23 protein-coding genes and 1 riboswitch are annotated in these 25,711 nt (G+C 64.4%); of the genes, 13 read left to right on the top strand and 10 right to left on the bottom strand.

Translation table 11 applies throughout. The annotated features are described in order from the left end of the window. Positions 1–205: 205 nt before the first annotated feature. Entirely contained in the window at positions 206–352 is a 147-nt protein-coding gene (locus LB556_RS11250; protein WP_224566972.1) for a hypothetical protein, read from the top strand. Between the two features lie 383 nt (positions 353–735). Here the strand turns inward: LB556_RS11250 and LB556_RS11245 are convergent, their stop codons facing one another. Then, positions 736–1,866, bottom strand: coding sequence for a patatin-like phospholipase family protein (locus tag LB556_RS11245; protein WP_224566970.1), 1,131 nt, complete (start codon positions 1,864–1,866; stop codon positions 736–738). Positions 1,867–2,067: 201 nt separating this feature from the next. Then, the gene (locus LB556_RS11240) at positions 2,068–3,156 is read right to left on the bottom strand and encodes a citrate synthase/methylcitrate synthase (protein WP_224566968.1); all 1,089 of its coding nucleotides are present in this window, start codon (positions 3,154–3,156) and stop codon (positions 2,068–2,070) included. 92 nt (positions 3,157–3,248) lie between these two features. Here LB556_RS11240 and LB556_RS11235 point away from each other — a divergent pair, with 92 nt between their 5' ends. Next, positions 3,249–4,388, top strand: a complete 1,140-nt coding sequence (locus tag LB556_RS11235; protein WP_224566966.1) for a citrate synthase — start codon at positions 3,249–3,251, stop codon at positions 4,386–4,388. A gap of 20 nt (positions 4,389–4,408) precedes the next feature. On the opposite strand, the gene phaR is transcribed toward LB556_RS11235, so the two are convergent. Next, a complete protein-coding gene (phaR, locus tag LB556_RS11230) occupies positions 4,409–5,017 on the bottom strand; it encodes a polyhydroxyalkanoate synthesis repressor PhaR (RefSeq protein ID WP_224566964.1) in 609 nt (202 codons plus the stop codon). Between the two features lie 296 nt (positions 5,018–5,313). Between phaR and LB556_RS11225 the strand changes: the two genes are divergently transcribed. From LB556_RS11225 to LB556_RS11200, 6 genes are all read left to right on the top strand, one after another. Further along, positions 5,314–6,492 carry an acetyl-CoA C-acetyltransferase gene (locus tag LB556_RS11225; protein WP_224566963.1) on the top strand — a complete coding sequence of 393 codons (1,179 nt, stop codon included), beginning with the start codon at positions 5,314–5,316 and terminating at the stop codon, positions 6,490–6,492. A gap of 90 nt (positions 6,493–6,582) precedes the next feature. Continuing rightward, the gene (gene phbB / locus LB556_RS11220) at positions 6,583–7,308 is read left to right on the top strand and encodes an acetoacetyl-CoA reductase (protein ID WP_224566961.1); all 726 of its coding nucleotides are present in this window, start codon (positions 6,583–6,585) and stop codon (positions 7,306–7,308) included. Positions 7,309–8,042: 734 nt separating this feature from the next. After that, positions 8,043–11,534: a helicase-related protein gene (locus LB556_RS11215; RefSeq protein WP_224566959.1), complete on the top strand. Its 3,492-nt coding sequence runs from the start codon at positions 8,043–8,045 to the stop codon at positions 11,532–11,534. 105 nt (positions 11,535–11,639) lie between these two features. After that, the gene (locus tag LB556_RS11210; RefSeq protein WP_224566957.1) at positions 11,640–12,026 is read left to right on the top strand and encodes an RNA-binding S4 domain-containing protein; all 387 of its coding nucleotides are present in this window, start codon (positions 11,640–11,642) and stop codon (positions 12,024–12,026) included. Positions 12,027–12,259: 233 nt separating this feature from the next. Next, a complete protein-coding gene (gene fdxA, locus LB556_RS11205; protein ID WP_224566956.1) occupies positions 12,260–12,598 on the top strand; it encodes a ferredoxin FdxA in 339 nt (112 codons plus the stop codon). A 368-nt stretch (positions 12,599–12,966) separates the two neighbouring features. After that, positions 12,967–13,548 (top strand): CarD family transcriptional regulator, encoded by a 582-nt coding sequence (locus LB556_RS11200; RefSeq protein WP_006327799.1) that lies wholly within the window; start codon positions 12,967–12,969, stop codon positions 13,546–13,548. A 79-nt stretch (positions 13,549–13,627) separates the two neighbouring features. On the opposite strand, the gene LB556_RS11195 is transcribed toward LB556_RS11200, so the two are convergent. The 3 genes from LB556_RS11195 to LB556_RS11185 form a co-directional block, all read right to left on the bottom strand. Beyond that, entirely contained in the window at positions 13,628–14,398 is a 771-nt protein-coding gene (locus LB556_RS11195; protein WP_224566954.1) for an amino acid ABC transporter ATP-binding protein, read from the bottom strand. Beyond that, on the bottom strand, positions 14,395–15,075 hold the full coding sequence (locus LB556_RS11190) for an amino acid ABC transporter permease (protein WP_224566952.1): 681 nt from the start codon (positions 15,073–15,075) through the stop codon (positions 14,395–14,397). The genes LB556_RS11195 and LB556_RS11190 overlap by 4 nt, the downstream gene beginning before the upstream one ends. A gap of 135 nt (positions 15,076–15,210) precedes the next feature. After that, positions 15,211–15,984, bottom strand: a complete 774-nt coding sequence (locus LB556_RS11185) for an amino acid ABC transporter substrate-binding protein (protein ID WP_224566950.1) — start codon at positions 15,982–15,984, stop codon at positions 15,211–15,213. A 308-nt stretch (positions 15,985–16,292) separates the two neighbouring features. On the opposite strand from LB556_RS11185, the gene LB556_RS11180 reads away from it, so the two are divergent. After that, positions 16,293–17,156, top strand: a complete 864-nt coding sequence (locus tag LB556_RS11180) for an RNA polymerase factor sigma-32 (protein ID WP_224566948.1) — start codon at positions 16,293–16,295, stop codon at positions 17,154–17,156. A gap of 14 nt (positions 17,157–17,170) precedes the next feature. On the opposite strand, the gene LB556_RS11175 is transcribed toward LB556_RS11180, so the two are convergent. From LB556_RS11175 to thiB, 4 genes are all read right to left on the bottom strand, one after another. Continuing rightward, positions 17,171–18,640, bottom strand: coding sequence for a M48 family metalloprotease (locus tag LB556_RS11175; RefSeq protein WP_224566946.1), 1,470 nt, complete (start codon positions 18,638–18,640; stop codon positions 17,171–17,173). A gap of 227 nt (positions 18,641–18,867) precedes the next feature. Further along, positions 18,868–19,644 (bottom strand): thiamine ABC transporter ATP-binding protein, encoded by a 777-nt coding sequence (thiQ, locus tag LB556_RS11170; RefSeq protein ID WP_224566944.1) that lies wholly within the window; start codon positions 19,642–19,644, stop codon positions 18,868–18,870. Next, on the bottom strand, positions 19,637–21,262 hold the full coding sequence (thiP, locus tag LB556_RS11165; RefSeq protein WP_224567505.1) for a thiamine/thiamine pyrophosphate ABC transporter permease: 1,626 nt from the start codon (positions 21,260–21,262) through the stop codon (positions 19,637–19,639). The genes thiQ and thiP overlap by 8 nt, the downstream gene beginning before the upstream one ends. Before the next feature lie 8 nt (positions 21,263–21,270). Next, complete coding sequence (thiB, locus tag LB556_RS11160; protein WP_224566941.1) at positions 21,271–22,269, bottom strand: thiamine ABC transporter substrate binding subunit; 999 nt, start codon at positions 22,267–22,269, stop codon at positions 21,271–21,273. A 43-nt stretch (positions 22,270–22,312) separates the two neighbouring features. After that, positions 22,313–22,427, bottom strand: a riboswitch (TPP riboswitch). An 87-nt stretch (positions 22,428–22,514) separates the two neighbouring features. Here thiB and LB556_RS11155 point away from each other — a divergent pair. The 4 genes from LB556_RS11155 to LB556_RS11140 all read left to right on the top strand — a co-directional run bounded on the left by LB556_RS11155 (position 22,515) and on the right by LB556_RS11140 (position 25,685). Beyond that, the gene (locus LB556_RS11155; RefSeq protein ID WP_224566940.1) at positions 22,515–23,159 is read left to right on the top strand and encodes a thiamine diphosphokinase; all 645 of its coding nucleotides are present in this window, start codon (positions 22,515–22,517) and stop codon (positions 23,157–23,159) included. A gap of 1 nt (position 23,160) precedes the next feature. Continuing rightward, positions 23,161–24,984, top strand: coding sequence for an ABC-F family ATP-binding cassette domain-containing protein (locus LB556_RS11150; protein ID WP_224566937.1), 1,824 nt, complete (start codon positions 23,161–23,163; stop codon positions 24,982–24,984). Positions 24,985–25,143: 159 nt separating this feature from the next. Beyond that, complete coding sequence (locus LB556_RS11145; RefSeq protein WP_224567504.1) at positions 25,144–25,386, top strand: type II toxin-antitoxin system CcdA family antitoxin; 243 nt, start codon at positions 25,144–25,146, stop codon at positions 25,384–25,386. Continuing rightward, on the top strand, positions 25,386–25,685 hold the full coding sequence (locus LB556_RS11140; protein WP_224566935.1) for a CcdB family protein: 300 nt from the start codon (positions 25,386–25,388) through the stop codon (positions 25,683–25,685). Before LB556_RS11145 ends, LB556_RS11140 begins: the two co-directional genes overlap by 1 nt. The last annotated feature ends 26 nt before the right edge of the window (positions 25,686–25,711 follow it).

The raw sequence follows: 25,711 nt of genomic DNA, 5'->3' as shown, positions 1-25,711 counted from the left end.
CTTCAAATTGCCGTGATAGGCGAGCGCGCTTCTACATCAAAGTTGCATCGCAATATAGTCCGAAAGTTGCAACAGCATTGCGCGGCCGGGCAAGGCGTGGCTGCCGTGAGCGGCCCTTCCTGACTTGCCGGGCTGCTCGACGAAGCATCTCGCCGGCTCACGATCTGACGCTGAAACAGCGGTCACGGGCGACCAGCCCCTCGCCATGGACCGCCTGCCGAACATGGCCGCGATCCGCATCGCTTCGCTGATTGAAGCGCAGGCGCGGACCACCGATCCGCGTCAATACGACCGGCAAGGGACAATGGCAGCGGCGCCACGACACTCGGTCAAAATGTTGGAATCGCTATGAAAAGAGCCATAGAAGCGCCTTCGGCTCAGGCGCGCCGAGCGCAATGCGCCGACGCCAAACCAAATGCTCAACCACCAACGCGCTCGTCCGGATCGTCGTGTCCTGACGCGTGAGACATCGGGCTCGGCGCGAGACAGGTGCGGGAACACCGGGGCTATATCGTTCCATTCGCAATTCTATATCGAGCGTCGCGGCCGACGCCCCGGAACGCCCCGGGATCGGCGTCATCCGATCGTCAGTGGCAGCAGACGTCAGCATGATGACGGCTCCTGCGCACGCCAGGGTTGCCGTCGTGCCGGCGGCGCTGGACTGCGCGCCGCTCCGGAGGAAGACCCGCTCATGACTGCCGGCAGCGCCGCCTGCGGGAGTCGGCGTCGGCGGGTTCAGGCTCGTCGACGCTCCGCCTGCGGATTCTTACGAACGGCGAGAAACTCCTTCACCCGGCGGCCGGGTGCGGGACCGTGTACCGGTTTGAAGCCGTCGTCGAGTTCGCCCGAGAGATCGAGCGTCGCTTGGCTGCCGACGGCGTCGTAATTCTCCTCCAGCCAATCGCTGGCCGCGGTGCGGCCGAGGTCGCGCAGATAGGCGAGAAACGCCCATTCGGCATTGACCTTGGACGACGCCGACAAATCCTTGAACGCCTCGTCGGCATCGATGCGGTGCATGCGGATGTCGCGATATTCGCCATGCGGCAGTCGCCCGGCGGCGATCAGTTCCTTGACGAAGGCGATCGAGCGGAACTCGCGCAGCAGGCCGGCATTGAAGGTGATCTCGTCGATGCGGTTCTGGATCTCGTTGGCGCTTCTTGGTGTTCCCTCGCGCACGACCGGATTGATCTGCACCAGAAGCACGTCTTCGGTCGCCGCCGTCTTGAAGAACGGATAGAGCGCCGGATTGCCGCCATAGCCGCCATCCCAGTAGGGCACGCCCTTGATCTCGACGGCGCGGAACAATTGCGGCAGGCAGGCCGAGGCCATCACCGTGTCGAGATCGATCTCGCCATCGGAAAAAACCCGCAACTGGCCTGTCTCGACATTGGTGGCGGAGACGAACAGTTCCATCGACTTGCAGGCGCGAACATTCCCGAAATCGATCTCGCGGGCGACCACGTCGCGCAACGGGTTGAGGCCGAGCGGGTTGGCGACATAGGGCGAAAACACCCGCGACATGGTGTCGAAGAAGAGATAGCCCGGCGTGTTCTCGATCGACCAGTTGCCCCAGGCGACATCCCACGGCGTGCGCTGCACCGGGCTGAACCGCCCCTTCGCCGCCACCGCGTGCCAGAAATCGTCCAGCTTCTTGCGCGCCCCCTCGACCCCGCCGCGCACGAAACCGTCAGCCAATGCTACCGCGTTCATGGCGCCGGCGCTGGTACCGGACACCGCGGCGATCTCCAACCTGCCGTCTTCCAGCAACCGATCGAGCACGCCCCAGGAAAAGGCGCCGTGCGAGCCGCCGCCCTGGAGAGCGATGTTGATCTTCTTCTTTTCCTCCGCCTTGTCGTTCTTCGTCATGGCGTTCCTGTCATACCAATGCGCCGGCCTGCCCCAACGTCGTCGGAAGGAAGCGGTTGCCGGCAGTTTATGTTGCAGTGCAGCATATAAGGATGGACCAAGGCAAGAACACGAACACGGTCGCGTGATCACATGAAATTTCGGCCATGCGAAAAGCCCCCGCAGCAGTAAGCGCGGAGGCTTTTCTGATTAGGCGCGGAGCTAGGCGACGAGGTCCGGCACGGGGCCGACATAGCGCGATTGCGGACGGATCAGCCGTCCGGTCGTCTGCTGCTCGCGTGCGTGCGCGACCCAGCCGGCAACGCGCCCGGCGGCAAAGACGTTGCTGAAGGCCTGCGGCGCAAATCCCGCCGCCTCCAGCACCAGCGCGGTGTAGAACTCGACATTGGTCTGCAGCGGGCGCTGCGGCTTGGCGATCCGAAGCACCTCGAGCGCGGTCTGCTCGACCGTCTCGGCGAAAGCCAGCCGGCGGCCGGTGTCGCCCTCGCCGCCAAGCTCGCGCACCACCGCTTTCAGCACATCGGCACGCGGATCGCGCACGCGGTAGATGCGATGACCGAAGCCCATGATGCGTTCGCCACGCGCGATCTCCTCGCGCAGCCAGCCGGCCGCGTCGCCATGCACGGCGATGGCGTCGAGCATCTCGATGACAGGACCGGGCGCGCCGCCATGCAGCGGCCCCTTGAGCGCACCGAGGCCCGCCAGCACCGAGGATGTCAGGCCGGCCAAGGTCGACGCGACAACGCGGGTGGCGAAGGTCGAGGCGTTGAGGCCATGGTCGCAGACGGTCACCAGATAGGTGTCGAGCGCTTTTGCCAATGCCGGTGAGGGAACGGATCCCCTGAGCATCCTCAACATGTCGGCGGCATGATCTGCCTTGCCGTCGGGGGCGATCGACTGATCGCCGCGCTGCAGGCGCAGCAGGGCCGGCGTCAGCACCGCGGGCGCAGCGATCAGCCGCAAGGCGTCCGTCAACGTTTCGCCGTCCGGCAGCAAGGCCATGCCGGCGCGCATGGCGCTGTAGACATCGAGCGGTGCCAGCAAGGGCAGCGCAGGCGCGAGTCGGTCGAAGACCTCGACGCGTGCCTCGCCCAGCCTTGCCGCCATTTCGGCGTCCCCCGGCAGATCGTCGAAGAACCCGTCCAGCAGCAGCTGGACGATCTGGGCATAGTTCCATCGCCCGGCCAGTTCCGGCAAGGAATGGCCGCGGATCGTCAGGCGGCCACCCAGACCGTCGACGTCGGACAGCACGGTTTCGGCCGCAACAACGTTATCGAGCCCGTTCGCCATGGTCTTGTCTCCTTGAAGCTTTTCGCCCTGAGAGATAAGGGTGGGCAACATAGGCATCAATCTTGATCAACTAAATCAATATAAGGACCGACATGTCCGAATGGTTGTCGCGTGAAGAGGCGCTGCAAAGGCTCCGGGTGAGGCCGCAGACGCTCTATGCCTATGTCAGTCGCGGGCGCATCGGCATGCGTCCGGACCGGGACGATCCGCGCCGCAGCCAGTACCGCGCCGACGACATCGCGGCACTGGCGACGCGAAGGGCGCGCGGGCGCAGCCCCTCGGCCATCGCCGAAAGCGCGATCGCCTGGGGCGAGCCGTCGATTGTCACAGCGATCTCGACCGTCTGGCACGGCCGTCTCGTCTATCGGGGCCGGGACGCCGTTGCCCTGTCCGACCATGCTACGCTGGAAGGGACAGCCGGCCTGCTCTGGGCCTTGCCTGAGCCGGTCCGTTTCGAAGCGCCACCAGATGCATCGCCCCAGATCGGCCGCGCCCCGGCCTTTGCGCAACTCGCCTTGCTTGCCGGCCATGCGCGGCCTTCTCTTGGACGAAGTGCCGCCTCGCTTTGCACCGATGCCTCGCACGCGATCGGCGTGCTGGCTGGCGCCCTCGGTGCCGCGGCGGGATCGGACCCGGTGCACCAGCGATTGGCGCGGGGCTGGTCGGTCGATGACCGCGGCGCGGAAGCAATCCGCCGCGCCCTCGTCCTGCTCGCCGATCACGAACTTAACGCATCGACCTTCGCGGCCCGCGTCGCGGCTTCGACAGGAGCCTCGCCCGCCGCGTGTCTGCTTGCCGGCCTGGCGACACTGTCCGGCCCACGGCACGGCGGCGCAGGCGAGGCGGTGATGCAACTCGCCGAGGATGCGGCGCGGCACGGCGCCGATGCCGCGATCCGGCGCTGGCTAGGCCACGACCGGCCACTGCCGGGCTTCGGCCACCAGCTCTATCCCGAGGGTGATCCCCGGGCCACGGCACTTCTGGCAGCCATCGGGAACACCGACGAGACATTGCGGTCACTGCAAACCGCCGCCATTGCCGCGACCGGCGCCCAACCGAACATAGATTTTGCGTTGGCCGTTCTGACGCGCGTCCTCGGCCTGCCGCGCGATGCGCCGTTCCTCCTGTTCGCACTCGGGCGCAGCATCGGTTGGGCCGCGCACATGGTCGAACAGATCGTAAGCGGCAGCGTCATCCGGCCGCGCGGCCGCTACGAGGGGTTGTTGCCATAGATTGCGTGAGCGCCGTGCGCTTACGACATCGTGTCGAGCTTGCGCTGCATGGCCGCGATCTGGTCCTTCAACTGTTGCAGATCGTCCTGCTTTTCCGGCGTTTCCTTCCTGGCCGGCTCGGCAGGAGCAGCGGCGGGTGCGGAGCCGGCCGGCGGAAATGGCGTGAACAGCCGCATCGCATTCTGGAACATTTCCATGTTGCGGCGGGTCTGCTCTTCCAGCGCCTTCATCGGCGTCGCCATCTTCATTACATCCAGCGGCGACTTGCCGATGGCGCCCTTCATTTGCTCGCGGAACCGCTCCTGCTCCTTCGAGAAGGCGATCATCGACTGTTCGAGGAAACTCGGGACGATCATCTGCATCTGGTCGCCGTAAAAGGCGATCAGCTGGCGCAGGAACGGGATCGGCAGCATGTTCTGCCCCTCCTTGTTCTCCAGTTCGAAAATGATCTGGGTCAGCACTGGATGGGTGATGTCGTCACCGGTCTTGGCGTCCTGAACCGTGAACTCCTCGCCCTTCTTGACCATCTCGGCCAGATCCTCGAGCGTCACATAGGTGCTCGTCCCCGTATTGTAGAGGCGGCGGTTGGCGTATTTCTTGATAATGATCGGGTCGTCTTTTGCGGCCATCTGCATCCTCCCCGGACACCGGCGCGCTTGAGTAAGCAGCCGGTAACGATTGCGCCTTTTTTGAGGATATGCGCAAAAGCCTCATAATTCCAAGCAGTTTGTGCAGTGCGGGATCATATAATGCTGCATGGCAGGCTAAATATGCTGCGCAGCACCGGCCAGACCGCCGGCACCACGATGCATGCCCTGCTTGCGGCGCATGCGCGCCATGCCGATTTCCGGTTTGACTTGGGGTTGGGAAAGGGCAAGAAAAGTCCTCAACGGCTCAACAACACCCTTGAAGTCTGGAGAAGAAAATGTCCGATTCCATCGTCATTGCCAGCGCCGCGCGCACGGCCGTCGGCTCCTTCAACGGCGCCTTCGCCGCCACGCCCGCGCATGAACTTGGCGCAGTCGTCATCAAGGAATTGCTGTCGCGTGCCGGCGTCGAACCGGCCGAGGTCGATGAGGTCATCCTCGGCCAGGTGCTGACCGCCGCGCAAGGCCAGAACCCGGCCCGGCAGGCCTCGATCCTTGCCGGACTGCCCAAGGAGACCACCGCCTGGGGCCTCAACCAGGTTTGCGGTTCGGGCCTGCGCGCCATCGCGCTCGGCATGCAGCAGATCGCCACCGGTGACGCCAAGGTGATCATCGCCGGCGGCCAGGAATCCATGTCGCTGTCGCCGCACGCCGAGCACCTGCGCGCCGGCGTCAAGATGGGCGACTACAAGATGATCGACACCATGATCAAGGACGGGCTGTGGGACGCCTTCAATGGCTACCACATGGGCAACACCGCCGAGAACGTCGCCCGCCAGTTCCAGATCACCCGCGATGATCAGGATCAGTTCGCGCTGGCCTCGCAGAACAAGGCCGAGGCCGCGCAGAAGGCCGGCAAGTTCAAGGACGAGATCGTCGCCTTCACCATAAAGGGCAAGAAGGGCGATACGGTTGTCGACCAGGACGAATACATCCGCCACGGCGCCACGATCGATGCCATGATCAAGCTGAAGCCGGCCTTCGACAAGGACGGCACGGTGACCGCCGCCAACGCCTCCGGCATCAATGACGGTGCGGCCGGCGCGCTGCTGATGAGCGAGGAGGAAGCCGCCAGGCGCGGTATCGCCCCGCTGGCGCGCATCGCATCCTGGGCGACCGCCGGCGTCGACCCGGCGATCATGGGCACCGGGCCGATCCCGGCCTCGAGGCGCGCTCTGGAAAAGGCCGGATGGTCGGTCGGTGATCTCGACCTGGTCGAGGCCAACGAAGCCTTCGCCGCACAGGCCTGCGCCGTCAACAAGGACATGGGCTGGGATCCCTCGATCGTCAACGTCAATGGCGGTGCCATCGCCATCGGCCATCCGATCGGCGCCTCCGGCGCCCGCATCTTCAACACGCTTGTCTTCGAGATGCGTCGACGCGGTGCCAAGAAAGGGTTGGCCACCCTGTGCATCGGTGGCGGCATGGGCGTCGCAATGTGCATCGAAGCGCTCTGACAAAGAAGACTGAACGGGCGGCTGGGCCGCCCGTTTCACATCCAGTGCCTGCCAAGCCCGACAACAGGGCGATATCAAAAGGGGAAACGCATGACCAAGGTTGCAATCGTCACGGGTGGATCGCGCGGTATCGGCGCGGCGATCTCGATCGCTTTGAAGAATGCCGGTTATTCGGTTGCCGCGAACTACGCCGGCAACGACGACGCGGCGGCGAAGTTCAAGGCCGAGACCGGCATTCCGGTCTACAAATGGTCGGTCGCCGACTATGACGCTTGCGCCGCCGGCATCAAGCAGGTCGAGGCCGACCTCGGCCCGGTCTCGGTGCTGGTCAACAATGCCGGCATCACCCGCGACGCCATGTTCCACAAGTTGACGCGCGAGCAGTGGAAAGAGGTCATCGATACCAATCTGTCCGGTGTCTTCAACATGACGCATCCGCTGTGGGGCGGCATGCGCGACCGCAAGTTCGGCCGCGTCATCACCATCTCCTCGATCAACGGCCAGAAGGGCCAGGCGGGTCAGGTCAATTACTCCGCGGCCAAGGCCGGCGACATCGGCTTCTCGAAGGCGCTTGCCCAGGAAGGCGCCCGCGCGGGCATCACCGTCAACGTCATCTGCCCAGGCTACATCGCCACCGAGATGGTCAAGGCAATCGACGAGAAGGTGCTCAACGAGCGCATCATCCCGCAGATCCCGGTCGGCCGCCTCGGCGAGCCGGAAGAGATCGCGCGCTGCGTCGTCTTCCTCGCTTCCGATGATGCCGGCTTCATCACCGGCTCGACCCTCACGGCAAACGGCGGCCAGTACCTGGCCTGAGGCGTCTTCTTCTCACCCCGGGCCGGGATTGAGGATCGACTCGTGCCCTGTGACAGGCGGACCGGTAAACTGGTCCGCTCAAAATGACGCGTGAAGCCTCGCAAGGCTTAGCTGTGGCGCGATGCCCCATCCGGCGCGCAAGGTTGAAGGGGGCGTGGGTGAAGCCTGTCCGGGAACCTGTGAGTAAGCCTGTGGATTCTCGGTGGATAAGCTGTTCACAACAATGATATCGGCGGAACAAAAAGGGAAAATGCGGTTGGCGCTGTTTCGTCGCCGATTCGTTCCGGCTTTGAGCGGAACTTAACGTTAATGAGCAGGAATCGCCTGCAATTTCTTTACCCCCGATTCAGAAAGATTAACAATTTCATAATCTTGAGCGGAGCGTACCGGACCGTTCCCCTCGTTTTCCGGCAAAAGTTAACGGCAAGGCTCCCTAGCATAAAACGGGCCAGTTCGGCGATTCAGCATGTGGTGAGACTCACGGTCTCAAAATCCATATCTAGCCGTGAACAAAAGCTGAATCTGCCGGAGTCAGCGATTCGTCGCCGATTCGTTCCAGACTCGTTCCAACTGTTAAACTGGGACTGATCCGCGGCTTGACACGGCGTCGTCGGAACCCGGCTGGAACATTCCGCTTTCGCTTCGCGCCCGAAATCCCTATGTGTCGGCTGTCACACGCGCCGTCCAGGCACGCTCCCGACAACGAGAGGCCAGAAAGCCTTATTTCCGAGCCGATGAACATCCAGCACAAACACACCGAGCCGCTGATCCTGTCGGGCCGCGACGTGACTGCCGTGCTTGGCCCGACCAACACGGGCAAGACCCATCTCGCCATCGAGCGCATGGTGGCGCACGAAACCGGCGTCATCGGCCTGCCGCTGAGACTGCTGGCCCGGGAGGTCTACACGCGCGTCTGCGAGAAGGTCGGCGCCCACAAGGTGGCGCTGATCACCGGCGAGGAGAAGATCCAGCCGCCGGGCGCCAGATATTCGGTCTGCACCGTCGAAGCCATGCCGCGCGAGACCGACGCCGCCTTCGTCGCCATCGACGAGGTGCAATTGGCCGGAGACCTCGAGCGCGGCCATATCTTCACCGACCGCATCCTGCATCTGCGTGGCCGCCAGGAAACGCTGCTGCTCGGCGCGGCCACCATGCACGGCATTCTCCAGCGATTGTTGAAGGGCGTTTCGGTGGTGACGCGGCCGCGGCTGTCGCATCTGGCCTATGCCGGCTCCAAGAAACTGACCCGCCTGCCGCGGCGCACCGCGATCGTCGCCTTCTCCGCCGATGAGGTCTACGCCATCGCCGAGCTCATCCGCCGCCAGCAGGGTGGTGCGGCGGTGGTTCTCGGGGCGCTGTCGCCCCGTACCCGCAATGCCCAGGTGGCGCTGTTCCAGTCGGGCGATGTCGACTATCTCATTGCCACCGACGCGATCGGCATGGGGCTCAACCTCGATCTCGACCATGTCGCCTTTGCCCAGAACCGGAAGTTCGACGGCTACCAGTACCGTAACTTGACGGCCGCCGAGCTCGGCCAGATCGCCGGCCGCGCCGGCCGGCATCTGCGCGACGGCACGTTCGGCGTCACCGGCCAGGTCGATCCGCTGGACGAGGATCTGGTCCAGAAGATCGAGAGCCATGAATTCGACCCGGTGAAGGTGCTGCAGTGGCGTACCGCCCGATTCGATTTCGCCAGCCTCGATGCCCTGAAGCGCTCTATCGAAACCAACGCTCCGGTCGAGGGCCTGACGCGCGCGCTGCCGGCTGTCGATGCACAAGCGCTCGAGCATCTGTCTCGCGACGAAGGCATCCGCGCGCTGGCGACGAACGCCAAGCGCGTGGCGCTGCTGTGGGAAGCCTGCGCGCTGCCGGACTATCGCAAGATTGCGCCCGCCCAGCATGCCGACCTCATCGCCTCGATCTATATGGACCTCGCCCGGCATGGCCATGTCGACGAGAACTACATGGCCGAGCAGGTGCGCCGCGCCGACACCACCGAGGGCGACATCGACACGCTGTCGCACCGCATCGCCCAGATCCGCACCTGGACATTCGTGTCGAACCGGCCCGGTTGGCTGGCCGATCAGGCACACTGGCAGGAAAAGACGCGCGAAATCGAAGACAGATTGTCGGATGCGCTGCATGAGCGGTTGACGAAACGCTTCGTAGACCGCAGGACTTCCGTCCTCATGCGGCGCCTTAGAGAAAATACCATGCCTGAAGCCGAAATCAGCCCTACCGGAACCGTCCTTGTCGAAGGCCATCACGTCGGCGAGTTGCAGGGGTTCCGCTTCACCGCCGACCAGACCGCCGGCGGCGAGGACGCCAAGGCCGTGCGCACGGCCGCGCAAAAGGCGCTGGCCGCCGAATTCGATGCACGTGCGGAGCGCTTCGGCGCCTGCGCCAATGGCGATCTCGCGCTCGGTTCCGACGGCACGCTGCGCTGGATCGGTGCGCCGATCGGCACGCTGGTTTCGGGCGAGGATGCGCTGAAGCCACGCCTGGTGCTTTTGGCCGACGAACAGCTTACCGGCCCGGCCCGCGACAAGGTCGCCGCGCGCGCCGAACGTTTTGTCAATTTCCAGATCGAATCCCTGCTGAAGCCGCTGGTCGACCTGAAGAATGCCGAGCAGATTTCCGGCATCGGGCGCGGCATCGCCTTCCAGCTCGTCGAGAATTTCGGCCTCCTCAACCGTCGCGACATCGCCGAGGAAATGAAGTCGCTCGACCAGGAAGGCCGCGCGGCACTTCGCCGGCTCGGCGTGCGCTTCGGTGCCTACCACGTCTTCGTACCGGCGCTGATCAAGCCGGCCCCCGCCGGACTGGTGACCTTGCTGTGGGCGCTGAAGAACGATGGCAAGGACAAGCCCGGCTTCGGCGACGTCGTCCATGCGCTGGCATCGGGCCGTACCTCGGTGGTCATCGATCCGGCCTTCGACAAGGCGTTCTACAAGCTTGCCGGCTACCGCAATCTCGGCCGCCGCGCCGTGCGCATCGACATTCTCGAGCGGCTGGCCGACCTGATCCGCCCGGCGACCAACTGGAAGCCCGGCCTCGGCCAGCGCCCGGACGGCGCCTATGACGGCCAGTCCTTCATGGTGACGCCGCCGATGATGTCGATCCTCGGCGCCACCGCCGACGACATGGAAGAGATCCTCAAGGGTCTCGGCTATCGCGCGGAGCCGAAGCCGGCGGTGGAAGTCAAGGCACGGCTGGAAGCGCAGGACACCGCCGCGCGGGAAGCCGCCGCGGCCAGGCAGGCAGCCGAAGAGACAGCCCGCGCGGAACAGGCCAGGGCAGCGCAAGAGGCAGCATCGCCGGCCGCCGAGGAATCGGAACTGGTGCCGGACGCGGCAACCGCCGCGCAGACGGAGGTTGCAGCCGAGGTCGCTGCAGACGCGCCAGCCGAAGTCGTGGCAGACGCGCCAGCCGAAGTCGCGGCAGACGCGCCAGCCGAAGTCGCGGCAGACGCGCCAGCCGAAATCGTGGCGGACGCGCCAGCGGAAGCTGTCGTGCAGGAGCAGACGGAAGCCACGGCTGAAGTCGCGGATGAAGAAGCGCCTGTAGCCGAAGCCGCTGTTGAACCCGCCGAGTCGGCGCCGGTTGAACCAACGGCCGAACCTGAAGCCGAGACTGACGCCACGCCCACGCAGGCAGCCGTGGCGACCGAGCCAACCGTCGAGGCCTCCGCGCCGACGGATGCCGCCGAACCGGTTGCAGTGCAGGAAGTCGCCGGCGAACCCGCGCCGGAAGCCGAAGCGCCAAAGCCGATCCTGTTGTGGCGCCAAGGTCGCTTTGACCAACGTCCGCGCCATCGCGACGGCCGCAACAACCGCCCCCAAAACGGACAAGCGCGCGGCCGAAGCAACGCATCGGCAGATGCCGGCGGCGAACAGGCGACAGGCACGCCCGCAGACCGCCCCGCCCATGAGGGACGCCGCGACGGCACGGGCAAGCCGCGTTTCGACCGCTCCAAGTTCAAACCCAAGCCGCAAGGTGAAGGCGAGCAGCGCCGCGACGGCCGCCCGCAGGGCGATCGCCCCGAGCGCCGCGAAGGCCGGCCAGACTGGAAGGGCGGCAGGCCGGAAGGCAAGGGGGCCGATCGTGAAAAGGGAGGCGGAAAGCCCGCCTTCCAGCCCAAGCCGCGTGAGGAGCGCCCGGTGCGTTTCGACCCGGACTCGCCGTTCGCCAAGCTCGCCGCCTTGCGCGACCAGTTGAAGAAGTAATGCATGTCACCCAATGGTAGACCCGGGTTTGCGACAACGGCATGCATCGGACAAGGACCTGAAGCGCGTCGCAGACGCGACACGCTTTAGGTCCGGCTCGGGTCGATGGTTGCTGAAGGCCGCCAGCGCGTCGACAAATGGCTGTTCTTCACGCGCGCGGTGAAGTCGCGCTCGCTGGCGGCCAAGTTGGTGGTAGCGGGCCGCGTCCGCATCAATCGCGACAAAGCAGCGCAGGCTTCCGATCTGGTCAAGCCGGGCGACGTGCTGACCATCACGCTCGACCGGCGCATCTTCGTCTGGAAGGTGCTCGGCGCGGGTGTAAGGCGCGGCCCCGCCGAAGAAGCCCGTACGCTTTATGAAGACATGTCGCCGCCGCCCGCACCGAAGGGCGACGTGCTTCCCGATGCTATTCCGGCGCTGCGTGAGGCGGGCAGCGGCCGCCCGACCAAAAAAGAGCGTCGCCAGACCGACCGATTGCGTGACGAAGATTGAAGCCCTCTCGACCAATGCGGTTTGTATTTGCCGGGGGCAACGGGACACAAAAAGCAAAACCGGACCGGCGAACGGGACGATCCGCGAGGCATGCCGGGCGTTTGCGGCATCGTCCATCTGGAATTCCATTCTCAAACGCCGACACTACCGGGAATTGCTACCCTTGCAAGCGACCGATAAAGGCGTTACCTCACGGAAAAAGCCAACAAAAACGGGACGTCCGGAGCCGACCGATGACCTATGTCGTGACCGACAACTGCATCAAATGCAAATATATGGACTGCATCGAGGTCTGTCCGGTCGACTGTTTCTACGAAGGCGAGAACATGCTCGTCATCCATCCCGACGAGTGCATCGACTGCGGCGTCTGCGAACCGGAATGCCCGGCCGACGCGATCAAGCCCGACACCGAGTCCGGCCTCGACAAATGGCTGCAGATCAACACCGAATATGCCGAGAAATGGCCCAACATCACCGCCAAAAAGGAGCCACCGGCCGACGCCAAGACCTATGATGGCGAGGCCGGCAAGTTCGAGAAATACTTCTCCGCCGAGCCCGGCGAAGGTGATTGACAACGCCGCTGTAAAGGTTTGTATGACGCAGCGTAACAGGTAGGTCGGATTAACCGCCTTGACAGGCGGCGATCGGTTATGGCCTCCGCTTACGCAGCAAAACCTTGATTCTTCCGACTTTTTGTGTTACATCAACGAAACATGCCGGTGACACAACGTCGATTTATGGCGCAGACGCCCCAAATCACTGAAAGGTGAAAATCCCATTCCGGACCAGAGCGATCTGGGCCAGGCGGTCGCAATTCATGCGGTTTGCCGGTCCGGCTTTTCCGGTGGGTTCATCTGTTGTGCGGCTAATGATCGGTGACCCCGATCACGTGAGTTCAGCCGGCACCGCCGCCGGCCCACAACAAGGAGTTCAGGGCGTAATGGCAACGATAACCCCGCAGAAGAAGTCCACAGCCGCGCGTCACGGTTTCAAGACCGGCGAGTACATCGTCTATCCGGCGCATGGCGTCGGCCAGATCGTTTCTATCGATGAGCAGGAAGTGGCGGGCCACAAGCTGGAACTGTTCGTCATCGACTTCCAGAAGGACAAGATGCGCCTGAAGGTGCCGGTCGCCAAGGCGACCTCCATCGGCATGCGCAAGCTGTCGGAGGAAGACTATGTCGAGCGCGCGCTGAAGGTCGTGCAGGGTCGCGCCCGCGTCAAGCGCACCATGTGGTCGCGCCGCGCCCAGGAATATGACGCGAAGATCAATTCGGGCGACCTGATCTCGATCTCGGAAGTCGTGCGCGACCTCTACCGCGCCGACAACCAGCCCGAGCAGTCCTATTCCGAACGCCAGCTCTACGAGGCGGCTCTCGACCGCATGGCCCGCGAGATCGCGGCGGTCAACCGCATGTCGGAAACCGAAGCCGTGCGCTTGATCGAGGTCAACCTCAACAAAGGCCCCAAGCGCGGCGCCAAGGCCGACAACGAGGAAGCCGAGCAGGAAGAAGCTGCCTGAGCTTTTCGCCTTCACGCGTTAACGAAACCCGGCCACGCGCCGGGTTTTTCGTTTCTGGGGAGTGCCGCGGATTACCGCTCTATGCGCCGGCCTCCTTGTCCGCGGCCTCCTGTTTCAGCGTGGCGATGAACCGCTTGGTCCGCTCGCGCTCCGGATTGCCGAACAGCGTGGCGGATGGCCCCTGCTCGACGATGACGCCGGCATCGAGGAACACCGCTTCCTGGGCGATCTTGGAGGCCAGGCGCAGATCATGTGTCGCCATCACCATGGTCGTTCCCTCGCTGGCGAGTTGACCCAGCACATCGACCACCTCCTGCGCCAGCTCCGGGTCGAGCGCCGAGGTCGGTTCGTCGCACAACAGCACCTTCGGCGACGGCGCCAGCGCCCGGGCGATCGCCACGCGCTGCTGCTGGCCGCCCGACAACGTGGCCGGCCAGGCATCCGCCTTGTGCGCCATGCCGACCTTCTCCAGCAGCGCGAGCGCCCGTTCATGCGCCTTCTGGGATGACCAACCGAGCACGGTGACCAGGCCTTCCATGACATTTTCGATGGCGGTGCGATGCGGAAACAGCTGGAAATTCTGGAACACCATGCCGGTCTGCAGCCGCAGGCGCCTGATGTCCGCCGTGGGCACCCTCACGCCCGGGCGGAACTCGAGGGTTTCGTCACCGATCCGCACTGTGCCCGAGGTCGGGATTTCCAAGAGGTTGATGCAGCGCAGCAGCGTGCTTTTTCCTCCACCCGAGGGTCCGACCAGCGCGGTGACGCTGCCCTCGGCGATGGCGACCGTCACGCCCTTCAGCACGAGATTGTCGCCAAAGCGCTTTCCGATGTTGGCAAGGCCGATCATGAGCGTGCCTCCAGGAAGCCGCCATAGCGGTTAAGCCGCCCCTCCAGCCGCGTCTGCAAGGCCGAAAGCACCGAGCTCATCGCCAGATAGAGGATCGCCGCCTCGACATAGAGGATCAATGGCTCATAGGTGGTGGCGACAATGCGCTGCGCCGCCTGGAACATCTCCGGCACGGTTATCGCGGCGGCCAGCGACGTGTCCTTGACCAGCGAGATGAAGGTGTTCGAGAGCGGCGGCACCGCCACCCGGCCGGCTTGCGGCAGGATGGTGCGCCGCATCGCCTGGCTCCAGGTCATGCCGATCGAATAGGCGGCTTCCCACTGGCCTTTCGGCACCGAGCCTATCGCCGCGCGGATGATCTCCGACGTGTAGGCGCCGATGTTGAGCGTGAAGCCGATCAGCGCAGCGGTAAAGGCGTCGAGCAGGATGCCGACCGAAGGCAGGCCGTAGAAGATCAGGAACAGTTGCACCAGCAGCGGCGTGCCGCGGAATATCCACACATAGAAGCGCACGAGCGCCACCACGGGCTTCGGGCCAAACAACCGGCCGAGCGCCGCGCCCAGCCCCACCGTCAGCCCAAGCACGAAAGACAGTAGCGTCAGTGGCACGGTGAAGATCAACGCGGCCCACAGCAGCGAGGGCAGCGAATCCAGCATCAGTTGCAGCCAGTGCGGCACGAAGTATCCTCCGGATGGACGAGCGGCGTCATCGAAGCGCGAATGCGTCAGCCATATCACGACAAAAGCGGCGAGCCGTCAAAGACGCTCGCCGCTCGATATTGCGAGGACCGGCAGCCGGCCCTCTTCCTGAAATTACTTCGAGACGTCCTGGCCGAAATAGGTGTCCGCGATCTTCTGGTAGGTGCCGTCGGCCTTGATGTCGGCCAGCGCCTTGTTGATCGCCGCGACCAGCTCCGGATCGCCCTTGCGCACGATGACCCCGGAATAATCGGCATTCTCTTCCTGGGCGGCGATCTTCACATTGGCGTCAGGCTTGTGCTTCTTGAAGTCGAGGAACGACAGGCTGTCGTTGATGGTGGCGTCGGCACGGCCGGTCAAAAGCAGCTGGATCGACTGGTCGAAGCCATCGGTGCCGACCAATTCGGCGCCATTCGATTCGGCCAGCTTGCCGAAATTGGAGGTCAGCGACTGCGCCGCCTTCTTGCCCTTGAGGTCGGCGAAGCTCTTGATGTCGGTGTTGTCGCCGCGCACGATCAGCACCGCCTTGGAGGCGATGTAGGGATCGGAGAAAGCGTACTTGGCCTTGCGGGCATCCGTGATGCCGACTTCGTTGATGACGGCGTCATATCGCTTGACGTCGAGGCCGGCGATCAGGCCGTCCCACTTGCCTTCGAGGAACTCCGCCTTGACGCCGAGCTTGTCGGCGATCGCCTTGGCGATTTCGACGTCGAAGCCGACCAGCGCTCCGGAGGCATCATGGTAGGTGAAGGGCGCGTAGGTGCCTTCCGTACCGATCTTGATGACGCCGGCCTGCTTGATCTGGTCGAGATTGGCGCCGGCATGGCCCGATGCGACCGCCAGGGCCTGCAGCGTTCCGGCGATGATAAGCGACTTGAGCCATTTCATTTTTATGTGATCCCGTCCTTGGCCTGATCATCAGGCATGCTGTGAGGGTGGAAAATGACAGATGCAGCTCGGAAAAATAAGGAATTACATTCCAAACAGGGCTGTTTTCAGAAATCAAATACTCCAGCAGGAGCAATCTTGCCGCATTACCCTTCCGGGCAGTCGTACCGTAATTGCCCGGTCGTCGTAGACCGCCCGCCCGCGCCAGCGGAACCTTTCCCGCGCATGGCAGTTTGGCTGTTGTAGGGCGCGGCGCCGTCATTTCAAGCCGGGCCTGTCATCCGCACCGCCTGAACCAGGAGCGCCTTATGATGGAAGACACGGCAGGTCGGGTCATGGTCCGCGCGGCAATGAGGGCTCCGTATCTCGAGCGCGACGAGGAGCACCGGCTGGCATTGCTCTGGAAAGAGGACAACGACCAGAACGCGTTGCACAGCATTACTGTCGCCCATATGCGCCTGGTCATTTCAATGGCCTCGAAATTTCGTCATTACGGCCTGCCGCTCGGCGACCTGATCCAGGAAGGCCATGTCGGTCTGCTGGAGGCCGCCGCCCGCTTCGAGCCCGAGCGCGAGGTGCGGTTTTCGACTTACGCGACGTGGTGGATTCGCGCTTCGATGCAGGATTACATCCTGCGCAACTGGTCGATCGTGCGCGGAGGCACCAGTTCGGCGCAAAAGGCCCTGTTTTTCAATCTCCGGCGCTTGCGTGCCCGGCTCGCGAACGGGGCCGAACCGCTCTCCAACGAGACGCTCTACCGCGAGGTGTCGGTTGCACTCGGGGTTTCCGAAGCTGATGTAGAGATGATGGATTCACGGCTTTCGGCCCCCGACTCCTCGCTCAACGTGCCGCTTGCCGACGATGCGGGTGCCACCGAGCGGATGGACTTCCTGGTCTCGGACGATCCCCTGCCCGACGAGATTGTCGGCAACAAGATCGACGTCGCGCGCCGTGCGCTATGGTTGAAAGCAGCTCTCGCCGCTCTCAACGCCCGCGAACTCCGCATCATCGAGGAACGCCGGCTGACCGACGAGGGCGCAACGCTGGAGGCACTTGGCGAGACGCTCGGCATTTCCAAGGAACGCGTCCGCCAGATCGAGGTGCGTGCCATGGAAAAGCTCAAGGTCGCGCTGGTGAAGCAGAACCCGGAATTCATGGCGACTGCCGCCTAATCCCGTAACAGCACTTATTTGTCGGTAACGATCTTGACCTTGTCGCCGGCCGAAACAGCGGCCCCCGGCGACAGCGCGTTGAGCACCCGGAACAGGTCGAGCTTGCGGTCGACGCCCACCATCTGCGCGGCAAGCGAGCCCATGGTCTGTCCCGGCTGCACGGTGAGCACACGAATATGCAGTGGCTTCAGCGCCGCTTTTTCAGCCGGGCTCAGGATGCGGAAGGAGCCGCTGACCGAGCGCGCCACCGTGTCCAGCGAAGTGCTGGCGGAGGGGGCCGCGGTCAGCAACCGGTAGACCTGGCCGCCGGCGCGGATCACCGCGATGTCGAACTGCCAGCCTGACGCGCCTGCATGCGCCGTCGCAGCCTCGTTGCCGTTGATCGTTTCCTGCTTGACGGTGCTGTCGTCGAGGCCAGCCACCCAGCCGCTTCTGATATAGTCGGTCAAGGCACGGTTCTTGTCGATCGACACGCCGTCAAAGCGGATGGCGATGTCGCCGGGCCCGGTTGCCGTAACCGCCGCCGCCGAATTGTCGATGACGAAACCGTCCGGCACCGTGAACGACACGCCAAGGCGCGGATGCAAGAAGGTCTCGCCGCGCACATAGCCTTCATCGGGCGTGTCGCCATAGAGCAGGCCGTCTATGCCGGCGAGGAAGGAATCGCGGTCGCGCGTGCCCACGCCGGGCGCGCCGAACTGGCGGGCGTGGCGCTGCGCCAGATCAATGCGCTGGGGCGTGCTGGGATGCGTGGCCAGGAAGTCGAGGCTGGGGTCCGTGGCGCCGCTGATCGAGCGGAAATCGGTGTAGGCCGACATCGACTGCAGAAAGCGGCCGGCGGCATAAGGGTCATAGCCGGCCTCGCCGATCGACTTGATGCCGATGGCGTCCGCCTCCAGTTCCTGGTTTCGCGAGAACTGCGCCAGCCGGAGCTTGCCACGGATAAGCGCCGCCTTGGCTGTCGGGCTGTCGCCAAGCACATCCGAGACCACCTTCGTCGCCAGGCCCTCCTCGGCTTCCAGTTGCTGGCGCTGCAAGCCATGATTGGCCGTGACGTGGCCCATCTCGTGCGCGATGACGGCGGCAAGCTCGGACGAATCATTAGCCAGCGCCAAGAGGCCGCGCGTTATGTAGAGATAGCCGCCCGGCAGCGCGAAGGCGTTGACGTTGGGCGAATTGAGGATGGTGATGCGATAAGTCTGGGTCGGGTTCGCCGAGACCACGGTCAGGTTGCCGACGACCTTGGCGACCATGCGCTCGAGCTTGGGATCGGAATACTCGCCGCCATAGGTCGCCAGGATGCGCGGATGCTGTGCCTTGGCGAGTTCCGCGAGCTTGTTGTTGGCGGCGACATTGTCGACCGTGATCGGCTTGTCGGACGGCTGGAAGCCGGATTCCTGGATCTCCGGAGGTGTGAACATCTGGCAGCTTGCCAGCGCCACGGCAAAACCCGCCAGCGCCAGAAAGCGCGCCAGCGGATTCATTCGTAGCTTGTCAACGCCTATCGTCAGGACGGCTTCCTTTCAGGTCCTGCGCGTGACCACGTCAAGCGCAAATAAACTGCTACGACTTCCGTACGCGACCCTCGGCGTACGGCGGATGCTGTAGGCAAATCACGGACTGCGCCGGACCGGTTTCGAGCGGACCTAGCCACACTACTCCAGTCATGGCAAGCAAGCGCCACATCGCCTCGGGCCGGTTTGAGCGTAAATTATGTCCGCTTCCGGGCAATATCTCGTGATAAGGCATCCCCAGCACCCGCACCGATGTAGCGCCGGAACGCCTCCGGACCAGCCCCGGCAAAGAAATCGTCCGTGGTGCCGGTGGCGGCGACGGCGCCGTTGTCCAGAAACACCACCTTCTGGCCGACGCGGCGGGCATCCTGCGGCTGGTGCGTGACGAACAGCACCGTCATGCCACGCTCGGCATGAAGGCCGGAAACCAGATCCAGCATGTCGTCGCGCAGGGCGGGCCCTAGCGAGGCGAAGGGTTCGTCGAGGAGCAGCACCGGGCGGTCACGCACCAGCACGCGAGCCAGGGCGACGCGCTGGCGCTCACCGCCCGAGAGTTCGCGCGGCAGCCGCTTCTCCTTGCCGGCAAGGCCGGTGCGCGCAAGCGCCTCCGCGATATCGGCATGGTCGGCATCGGCCAGCCGCAACGATGGCGAACGGCCGAGCCCGACATTCTGCTCGACGGAAAGATGGGCGAAAAGATTGTTTTCCTGAAACACCATCGACACCGGCCGCACGGCCGGCGGCTCGCCGCTGATATCGGCTCCGCCGATCAGCACGCGGCCGGATCCCGGCGTTTCGAACCCGGCCACCAGATTGAGCAGCGTCGACTTTCCCGAGCCGCTCGGCCCCAGGATGGCGGTGATTTCTCCCGCGGCGAATTCGACATCGAAGGCGAACAATGCCTCGCCATAACTAAACGAAACCTTGTCCAGCCGCACCGGAACACCCTTGCCGTCGGCGGCCTTGTCAGACATCGCGGGCCATCCCCTTTCCCAGTCGGTCCGCGGCCAGCACCAGTGCCAGGCAGACGAGGCCAAGCAACAACGCCAGGCCGGCGGCGTCCTGCGTGCGGTAACTGCCCATGCGCGCCAGGAGGAGATAGGGCAATGTCTGCACGGAATCACTGCCGAACAAGGCGATGACGCCGAGATCGCCAAGCGACAGCGCCATGGCGAAAGCAAAGGCCGTGGCGAGCGGCCGCCGCAGCGACGGCCAGTCGACAAGCCGCAACCTTGCCAGGCCGGAAATGCCGAGCTGCGCGCAGAGCCGTTCGTGACGCTCGCTTGCCGCATCGTAGGCGGGACGGACGGCGCGCAGCGCGAAAGGCATCGCCATGACGGCATTTACCGTGACGACCATGATCGGGGCGATGGCAAAGACATCGCCGACATGGCGCAGCAGCAGGAACCAGCCGGCGCCGATGACGATCGGCGGCACCACCAGCACGAAGCCGGCGCCGGTATCGGTTGCATGTTCGAGCAGTGTTCTCGGGCCGGAGCGGCGGTTCAGCACCAGCGCCCGGCGCGCCACGGTCAGCGCCAGCGAGAGCATCACCGAAAGCAGCGCCGACAGGAAGGCCAGCACGGCGCTGGTCAGCGTCGCCTGCCGGACCGTGGCCTCGCCGGCCAGCCGGCCGAGATCGGCGCCCAATCCGGCCGCCACGGTCGCCGCCATCGGCCCGGCCACGAAGAGCGAAGCCAGAACGATGAGCGTGGCGTTCAGCGAGGCCTCGGTCCTGTCGACGGAGAGATAGCGGCGCGGCGCGACCGGCAGGCTGGCGTCGCCGGTGACATTGGCGCCCAGCCGCGCCAGCGCCAGCACCACGATGAAGGTCAAGCCGATCTGCAGCAATGTCAGCGCGACAGCCCTCGCCGGATCGAAATCGAAGCGCAATGCCTGGTAAATGCCGACTTCGAGCGTGGTCGCGGCCGGCCCGCCGCCGAGCGTCAGCACGATGGTGAAGGATGTGATGCAGAGCATGAAGACAAGTCCGGCGACGCCAGGCAAGGCTGCGCGCAGCGTCGGCCATTCGATCAGCCGGAACGCCGGCCGCGCCCCCATGCCGAGCTGGCTCGCCAGCCGCCACTGGTCCGAGGGAATGGTTTGCAGTGCCTCCAGGAACAATCTTGTGGCCAACGGCAGGTTGAAGAAGACATGGGCAACGAGAATGCCGGACAGGCCGTAGATGCCGGGCCAGCCCTGGCCGCCAATCGCGCTGAACAGGCCGGCGAAATAGCCGGCGCGGCCATAGAGCGCTAGGATGCTGAGCGCGGCGACGATCGCCGGCAGCGCCAGCGGCACGGCGAAGAGCTGCAGGATGAAGGCGCGGCCGGGGAAATGGGGATGCCGCGACAGCGCGCGTGCCACGAACAGGGCGGGCCCGACCGAGAGCAGCGTCGACAGAGCCGCCTGCCAGAGCGTGAAACGCACGACGCGCAGGAGGTACGGATCGAACGCTGCCCAGGCGCCGGAAAGGTCGCCAGCGCCTTCGACAAGCAGCCCGGCAAACGCGCCGCCGATCAGCAGCGCGATTGCGGCAAGCGCCATGATGCCGGCGCCGACACGAGGGTCCGTGGGATGCGCCAGCGCCATCGCGTTGCCTATTTGCTCATCACCGCCAGCCATTCATCGACCCAGGCTTTCCGGTTGGCCGCGACCACTTCAGGGCTGAACAGCAAGGTCTTGGTCGGCTTGACCAGTTTGTCGAAGGCTGGGTTGAGCGGCTTGTCGGTTTTGCCGGCCGGGAACATCCAGTTGGTTTCCGGGATGGCATCCTGGAATTTCGGCCCGGTCATGAAGGTCATGAATTTTTGCGCCAGCGGATTCTTGGCTCCGGTCGTGGTGATGCCGGCGACCTCGATCTGCAGATACTCGCCCTCCTCGAAGGACGCGGCCTGGTAGCGTTCGGTGTTCTCGGCGACCATGTGGTAGGCCGGCGAGGTGGTGTAGGACAGCACCATCGGCGCCTCGCCCTTGGTGAACAGTCCATAGGCCTCGCTCCAGCCCGGCGTCACGGTCAGCACCTTCGTCTTGAGCTTGGCCCAGGCCTCCGGCGCCTTGTCGCCATAGACCGACTTCACCCACAACAGCAGGCCGAGGCCGGGTGTCGAGGTGCGCGGATCCTGGATGACGATCTTGTCGTCGGCACTGCCCTCGACCAGCTCCTTCAGGCTTTTCGGCGGCATCTTCAGCTTTTCGGTGTCGTAGACGACGGCGAAATAGCCATAGTCGAAGGGGACGAAAGTGTCGTCGCTCCAGCCGCCCGGCACCGTGACGTCGCTCACCGCGCCATGCGGTGCGAACAGGCCGGTGGCCTTTGCATCGGCGGTGAGATTGGTGTCGAGGCCGAGCACGATATCGGCCTTGGTCGAGGCGCCCTCCAGCTTGACGCGGTTGAGCAGCGCCACGCCATCGGCGACCGAGACGAACGCGACATCGCAGCCGCATTCGGCCTCGAATTCCTTCTTGACCACGGGACCGGGACCCCAGTCGGCGGTGAAACTCTCATAAGTGTAGATGGTGAGCTTGTCCTTGGCCAAAGCCGGTCCGGACAGGGTCGCCACCGTGGCTGCGATGAGAGAATATAAAAACGTGCGCATCGGCGCCTCCTTCGTTCGCGTTGAAAGGAATTGAGGCGTCGGATCGTCCGAAACGTCTAATCCCTCCGCCGGTACAAACCGGATCAGGTTCAGCGGGTTGGCGAGACTGCCTCTCAGCCGGTCCACGAAATTCGCGTCCGGCACCCCGTTAGAGCGTTTCGACACATAAGCCGGGCCGATGACCCGCGCAAGTGGGAGTTTGCCGCCTTCCGTTTCCCGTGCCGGGCTGGTAAGGGCGACGGGATATGAGCACATTCACCATTCTGCTTGGCGGCGATCTCATCCGCACGCCCCGGCTCGACCGCCAGGTCGAAGGCTCGCGCGTCATCGCCGCCGACGCCGGCATCGGCCATGCAAGGTTGCTTGGCCTTGTGCCGGAACTTTGGGTCGGAGATTTCGATTCGGTACCGGCTGGTCTCCCAGCCGACCTCGCCGCCGTGCCGCGCCAAACCTTTCCGGCGGAAAAGGACAAGACCGACGGCGAACTGGCGATAGCAGCCGCACTGGAGCGCGGCGCGACCCGCCTTGTGCTGGCGGGCGCCTTCGGCGGCAAGCGCGCCGACCACGCCTTCCTGCATCTGGCGCTTGGCCTGCGGCTGGCCGAGGCCGGAACGGATGTGCTTTTGACCAGCGGCGCCCAGGAAGGCGTCCCCTTGCTGCTAGGCAGGGCCGGCTTCGATTATCCCGACGGCACGCTGTTTTCGATTCTCGGCTTTTCCGAACTCTCCGGCCTGACCGTCACCGGCGCCAAATGGCCGCTCGACAGGGTCAAGGTGGCTTTCGGCTCGTCGCTGACCATTTCCAATGAGGTCAAGGGCCGCCTCGACATCGCGCTGGGCCACGGCCGCGCGCTGCTGCTCGCCCATCCCCATCCATTGCCCGAAAGCTGACATGGCCCCGCCTCTTCTCAATCTCGACGGGATAAGACTGACCTTCGGCGGCACGCCGCTGCTCGACGGCGCCGCCTTGACCGCTTCGGCCGGCGACAAGATCGCACTGGTCGGCCGCAACGGGTCCGGCAAGTCGACGCTGCTCAAGATCGCCGCCGGCCTGATCGAACCGCAGGACGGCGAGGTGTTCCGCCAGCCTTCGGCAACGGTGCGTTATCTGCCGCAAATGCCGGACATGGACGGCTTTGCCACTGTGCGCGCCTATGTCGAGGCAGGGCTCGGGCCGGCCGACGACACCTACCGCGCCAGCTACCTGATGGAGCATCTCGGCCTGTCGGGCGAGGAACGGCCGGGCGACCTGTCCGGCGGCGAGGCCCGGCGCGCCGCTCTTGCCCGCGTCATGGCGCCCGAGCCCGATATCCTGCTGCTTGATGAGCCGACTAACCATCTCGATCTGTCTGTTATCGAATGGCTGGAAGAAGAGCTCGTCCGGACCTCTTCGGCGCTCATCGTGATTTCGCACGACCGCCGCTTCCTCGAACGCGTTTCGCGCGCCACCGTCTGGCTCGACCGTGGCCAGACCCGCAGGCTGGACAAGGGATTTGGCCATTTCGAGGAATGGCGCGACCTGGTGCTGGAAGAGGAAGAGCGCGAGCAGCACAAGCTCGGCCGCCAGATTGTGCGCGAGGAGCACTGGCTGCGCTATGGCGTGACGGCGCGGCGCAAGCGCAACATGCGCCGGTTGGGCGAACTGCAGACCATGCGCCAGCGTTTTCGCGGCCATCGCGGCGCCGAGGGCTCAGCGACGATGGTGGCGAGCGAGGCCGCCGAATCCGGCAAGCTGGTCATCGAGGCGAAAAACATCGAGAAAAGCTTTGGCGATCTCACCGTGGTCAAGGGGTTCTCGACCCGCATCCAGCGTGGCGACCGCGTCGGCCTCGTCGGGCCGAACGGCGCCGGCAAGACCACGCTCCTGAAGATGCTGACCGGTGAGTTGGCGCCGGATGCCGGCTCGGTGCGGCTCGGCACCAATCTGGAGATCGCCACGCTCGACCAGAAGCGCGAGGCGGTCGATCCGCAGGAGACACTGGCGCAATATCTCACCGACGGCCGTGGTGAGAACCTCGTCATCAATGGCGAACAGCGCCATGTCGTCTCCTACATGAAGGATTTCCTGTTCAAGCCGGAGCAGGCCCGTACTCCCGTGCGCGAGCTTTCCGGCGGTGAGCGGGCGCGACTGATCCTGGCGCGCGTGCTGGCGCGGCCGGCGAACCTTCTGGTGCTCGATGAGCCGACCAACGATCTCGACATGGAGACGCTGGAACTGCTGCAGGAACTGGTCGCCGGTTTTGCCGGCACCGTCATCCTGGTCAGCCATGACCGCGACTTCCTCGATCGCACCGTCACCAGCATCATCGCGCCGGACGGCGGCGGCCGCTGGGTCGAATATGCCGGCGGCTATTCCGACATGCTGGCGCAGCGCGGCGGCACAAGGCTCGACGATCGCAACAAGGCGCGTGCCAGGACCGAAGCCTCCGATGCGCCGGCGCCTGGCAAGGGTGAAACCGCGGCGCCAAAAGGGCCGGCGAAGAAATTGTCGTTCAAGCAGAAGTTCGCGTTGGAGTCCTTACCCAAGAAGATCGAGGCGGTGACTGCGTCGATCTCGCGGCTGGAGAACAACATCGCCGATCCCGCTTACTACGAGCGCGATCCGGCCTCCTTCCAGAAGACCATCGCCGCCCTCGACAAGGAACGCGCCACATTGGCGGCGCTCGAGGAAGAATGGCTGGAACTGGAGATGTTGCGCGAAGAGATGGAAGGGTGAGGAGCGGTCGGCCGTAGGCCGATCGAGCGACAACGATTTGTCGATTGAAGCGACGAATGCCCGCAGCCATTGCGGGGCGCGCCGTCTGCCGCCAGAGTTGCCTGAGCATTGCCCCGTATCAGAATGCGCATACATTATGCGCATGTTGCGGAGGCCATTATGCGTAAGATTGCCTTGAATGCGATCCGTCAGCCAGCAAATCTGTCGATCGACTCGAACCTCATGCGGGAAGCCAAGGGGCTTGACGTGAATGTCTCGCGCGCTGCGGAGGCCGGCATCGCGGAGGCGGTGGCAGCTGAAAAGACGCGGCTGTGGAAGCTTGAGAACCGCGCCACGATGGATGCGTGGAACGACTACATCGACAAAAGCGGCATCCCGTTGGAAGAACATCGGCAGTTCTGATGCCCCGCTATGATGTCTTCGCCGGTCGCGTTGAAGGCAATTATGTGCTCGACGTCCAATCCGAGCTGCTCGACAATTTCAAGACGCGGGTTGTCGTCCCGCTTCTGCCGGTCGCAACGGTGCCGCCGCCGATGCGAAAGCTTCATCCGATCTTCGAGATCAATGGACGGAAGCTGGTCATGGCGACACACCTGATCGCCACCGTTCCGGCAAGCGAATTGGTTGAAAGCCGGCTGAACCTGGCGAAGCATCATGATGACATCGCTGCCGCGCTCGACACGCTGTTCCAGGGATTCTGAACGGCGTCGACCGTTACGCCACCCGT

It is taken from the genome of Mesorhizobium sp. ES1-4 (genome assembly GCF_020164745.1).
GTDB lineage: Bacteria > Pseudomonadota > Alphaproteobacteria > Rhizobiales > Rhizobiaceae > Mesorhizobium.
Note: the sequence above shows the minus strand (reverse complement) of the source record. Positions and strands in the feature narration are given on the sequence as shown.

Bases quoted from the DNA above. Each gene is read 5' to 3' on its own strand.
- LB556_RS11185 (WP_224566950.1), bottom strand. From the start codon at position 15,984: ATGAAATGGCTCAAGTCGCTTATCATCGCCGGAACGCTGCAGGCCCTG.
- LB556_RS11145 (WP_224567504.1), top strand. From the start codon at position 25,144: ATGCGTAAGATTGCCTTGAATGCGATCCGTCAGCCAGCAAATCTGTCG.
- LB556_RS11215 (WP_224566959.1), top strand. From the start codon at position 8,043: ATGAACATCCAGCACAAACACACCGAGCCGCTGATCCTGTCGGGCCGC.
- LB556_RS11245 (WP_224566970.1), bottom strand. From the start codon at position 1,866: ATGACGAAGAACGACAAGGCGGAGGAAAAGAAGAAGATCAACATCGCT.
- phbB (WP_224566961.1), top strand. From the start codon at position 6,583: ATGACCAAGGTTGCAATCGTCACGGGTGGATCGCGCGGTATCGGCGCG.
- LB556_RS11175 (WP_224566946.1), bottom strand. From the start codon at position 18,640: ATGAATCCGCTGGCGCGCTTTCTGGCGCTGGCGGGTTTTGCCGTGGCG.
- LB556_RS11140 (WP_224566935.1), top strand. From the start codon at position 25,386: ATGCCCCGCTATGATGTCTTCGCCGGTCGCGTTGAAGGCAATTATGTG.
- phaR (WP_224566964.1), bottom strand. From the start codon at position 5,017: ATGGCCGCAAAAGACGACCCGATCATTATCAAGAAATACGCCAACCGC.
- LB556_RS11240 (WP_224566968.1), bottom strand. From the start codon at position 3,156: ATGGCGAACGGGCTCGATAACGTTGTTGCGGCCGAAACCGTGCTGTCC.
- thiP (WP_224567505.1), bottom strand. From the start codon at position 21,262: ATGGCGCTGGCGCATCCCACGGACCCTCGTGTCGGCGCCGGCATCATG.
- LB556_RS11210 (WP_224566957.1), top strand. From the start codon at position 11,640: ATGGTTGCTGAAGGCCGCCAGCGCGTCGACAAATGGCTGTTCTTCACG.
- fdxA (WP_224566956.1), top strand. From the start codon at position 12,260: ATGACCTATGTCGTGACCGACAACTGCATCAAATGCAAATATATGGAC.
- LB556_RS11180 (WP_224566948.1), top strand. From the start codon at position 16,293: ATGATGGAAGACACGGCAGGTCGGGTCATGGTCCGCGCGGCAATGAGG.
- LB556_RS11150 (WP_224566937.1), top strand. From the start codon at position 23,161: ATGGCCCCGCCTCTTCTCAATCTCGACGGGATAAGACTGACCTTCGGC.
- LB556_RS11195 (WP_224566954.1), bottom strand. From the start codon at position 14,398: ATGATCGGCCTTGCCAACATCGGAAAGCGCTTTGGCGACAATCTCGTG.
- thiB (WP_224566941.1), bottom strand. From the start codon at position 22,269: ATGCGCACGTTTTTATATTCTCTCATCGCAGCCACGGTGGCGACCCTG.
- LB556_RS11155 (WP_224566940.1), top strand. From the start codon at position 22,515: ATGAGCACATTCACCATTCTGCTTGGCGGCGATCTCATCCGCACGCCC.
- LB556_RS11225 (WP_224566963.1), top strand. From the start codon at position 5,314: ATGTCCGATTCCATCGTCATTGCCAGCGCCGCGCGCACGGCCGTCGGC.
- thiQ (WP_224566944.1), bottom strand. From the start codon at position 19,644: ATGTCTGACAAGGCCGCCGACGGCAAGGGTGTTCCGGTGCGGCTGGAC.
- LB556_RS11200 (WP_006327799.1), top strand. From the start codon at position 12,967: ATGGCAACGATAACCCCGCAGAAGAAGTCCACAGCCGCGCGTCACGGT.
- LB556_RS11250 (WP_224566972.1), top strand. From the start codon at position 206: ATGGACCGCCTGCCGAACATGGCCGCGATCCGCATCGCTTCGCTGATT.
- LB556_RS11235 (WP_224566966.1), top strand. From the start codon at position 3,249: ATGTCCGAATGGTTGTCGCGTGAAGAGGCGCTGCAAAGGCTCCGGGTG.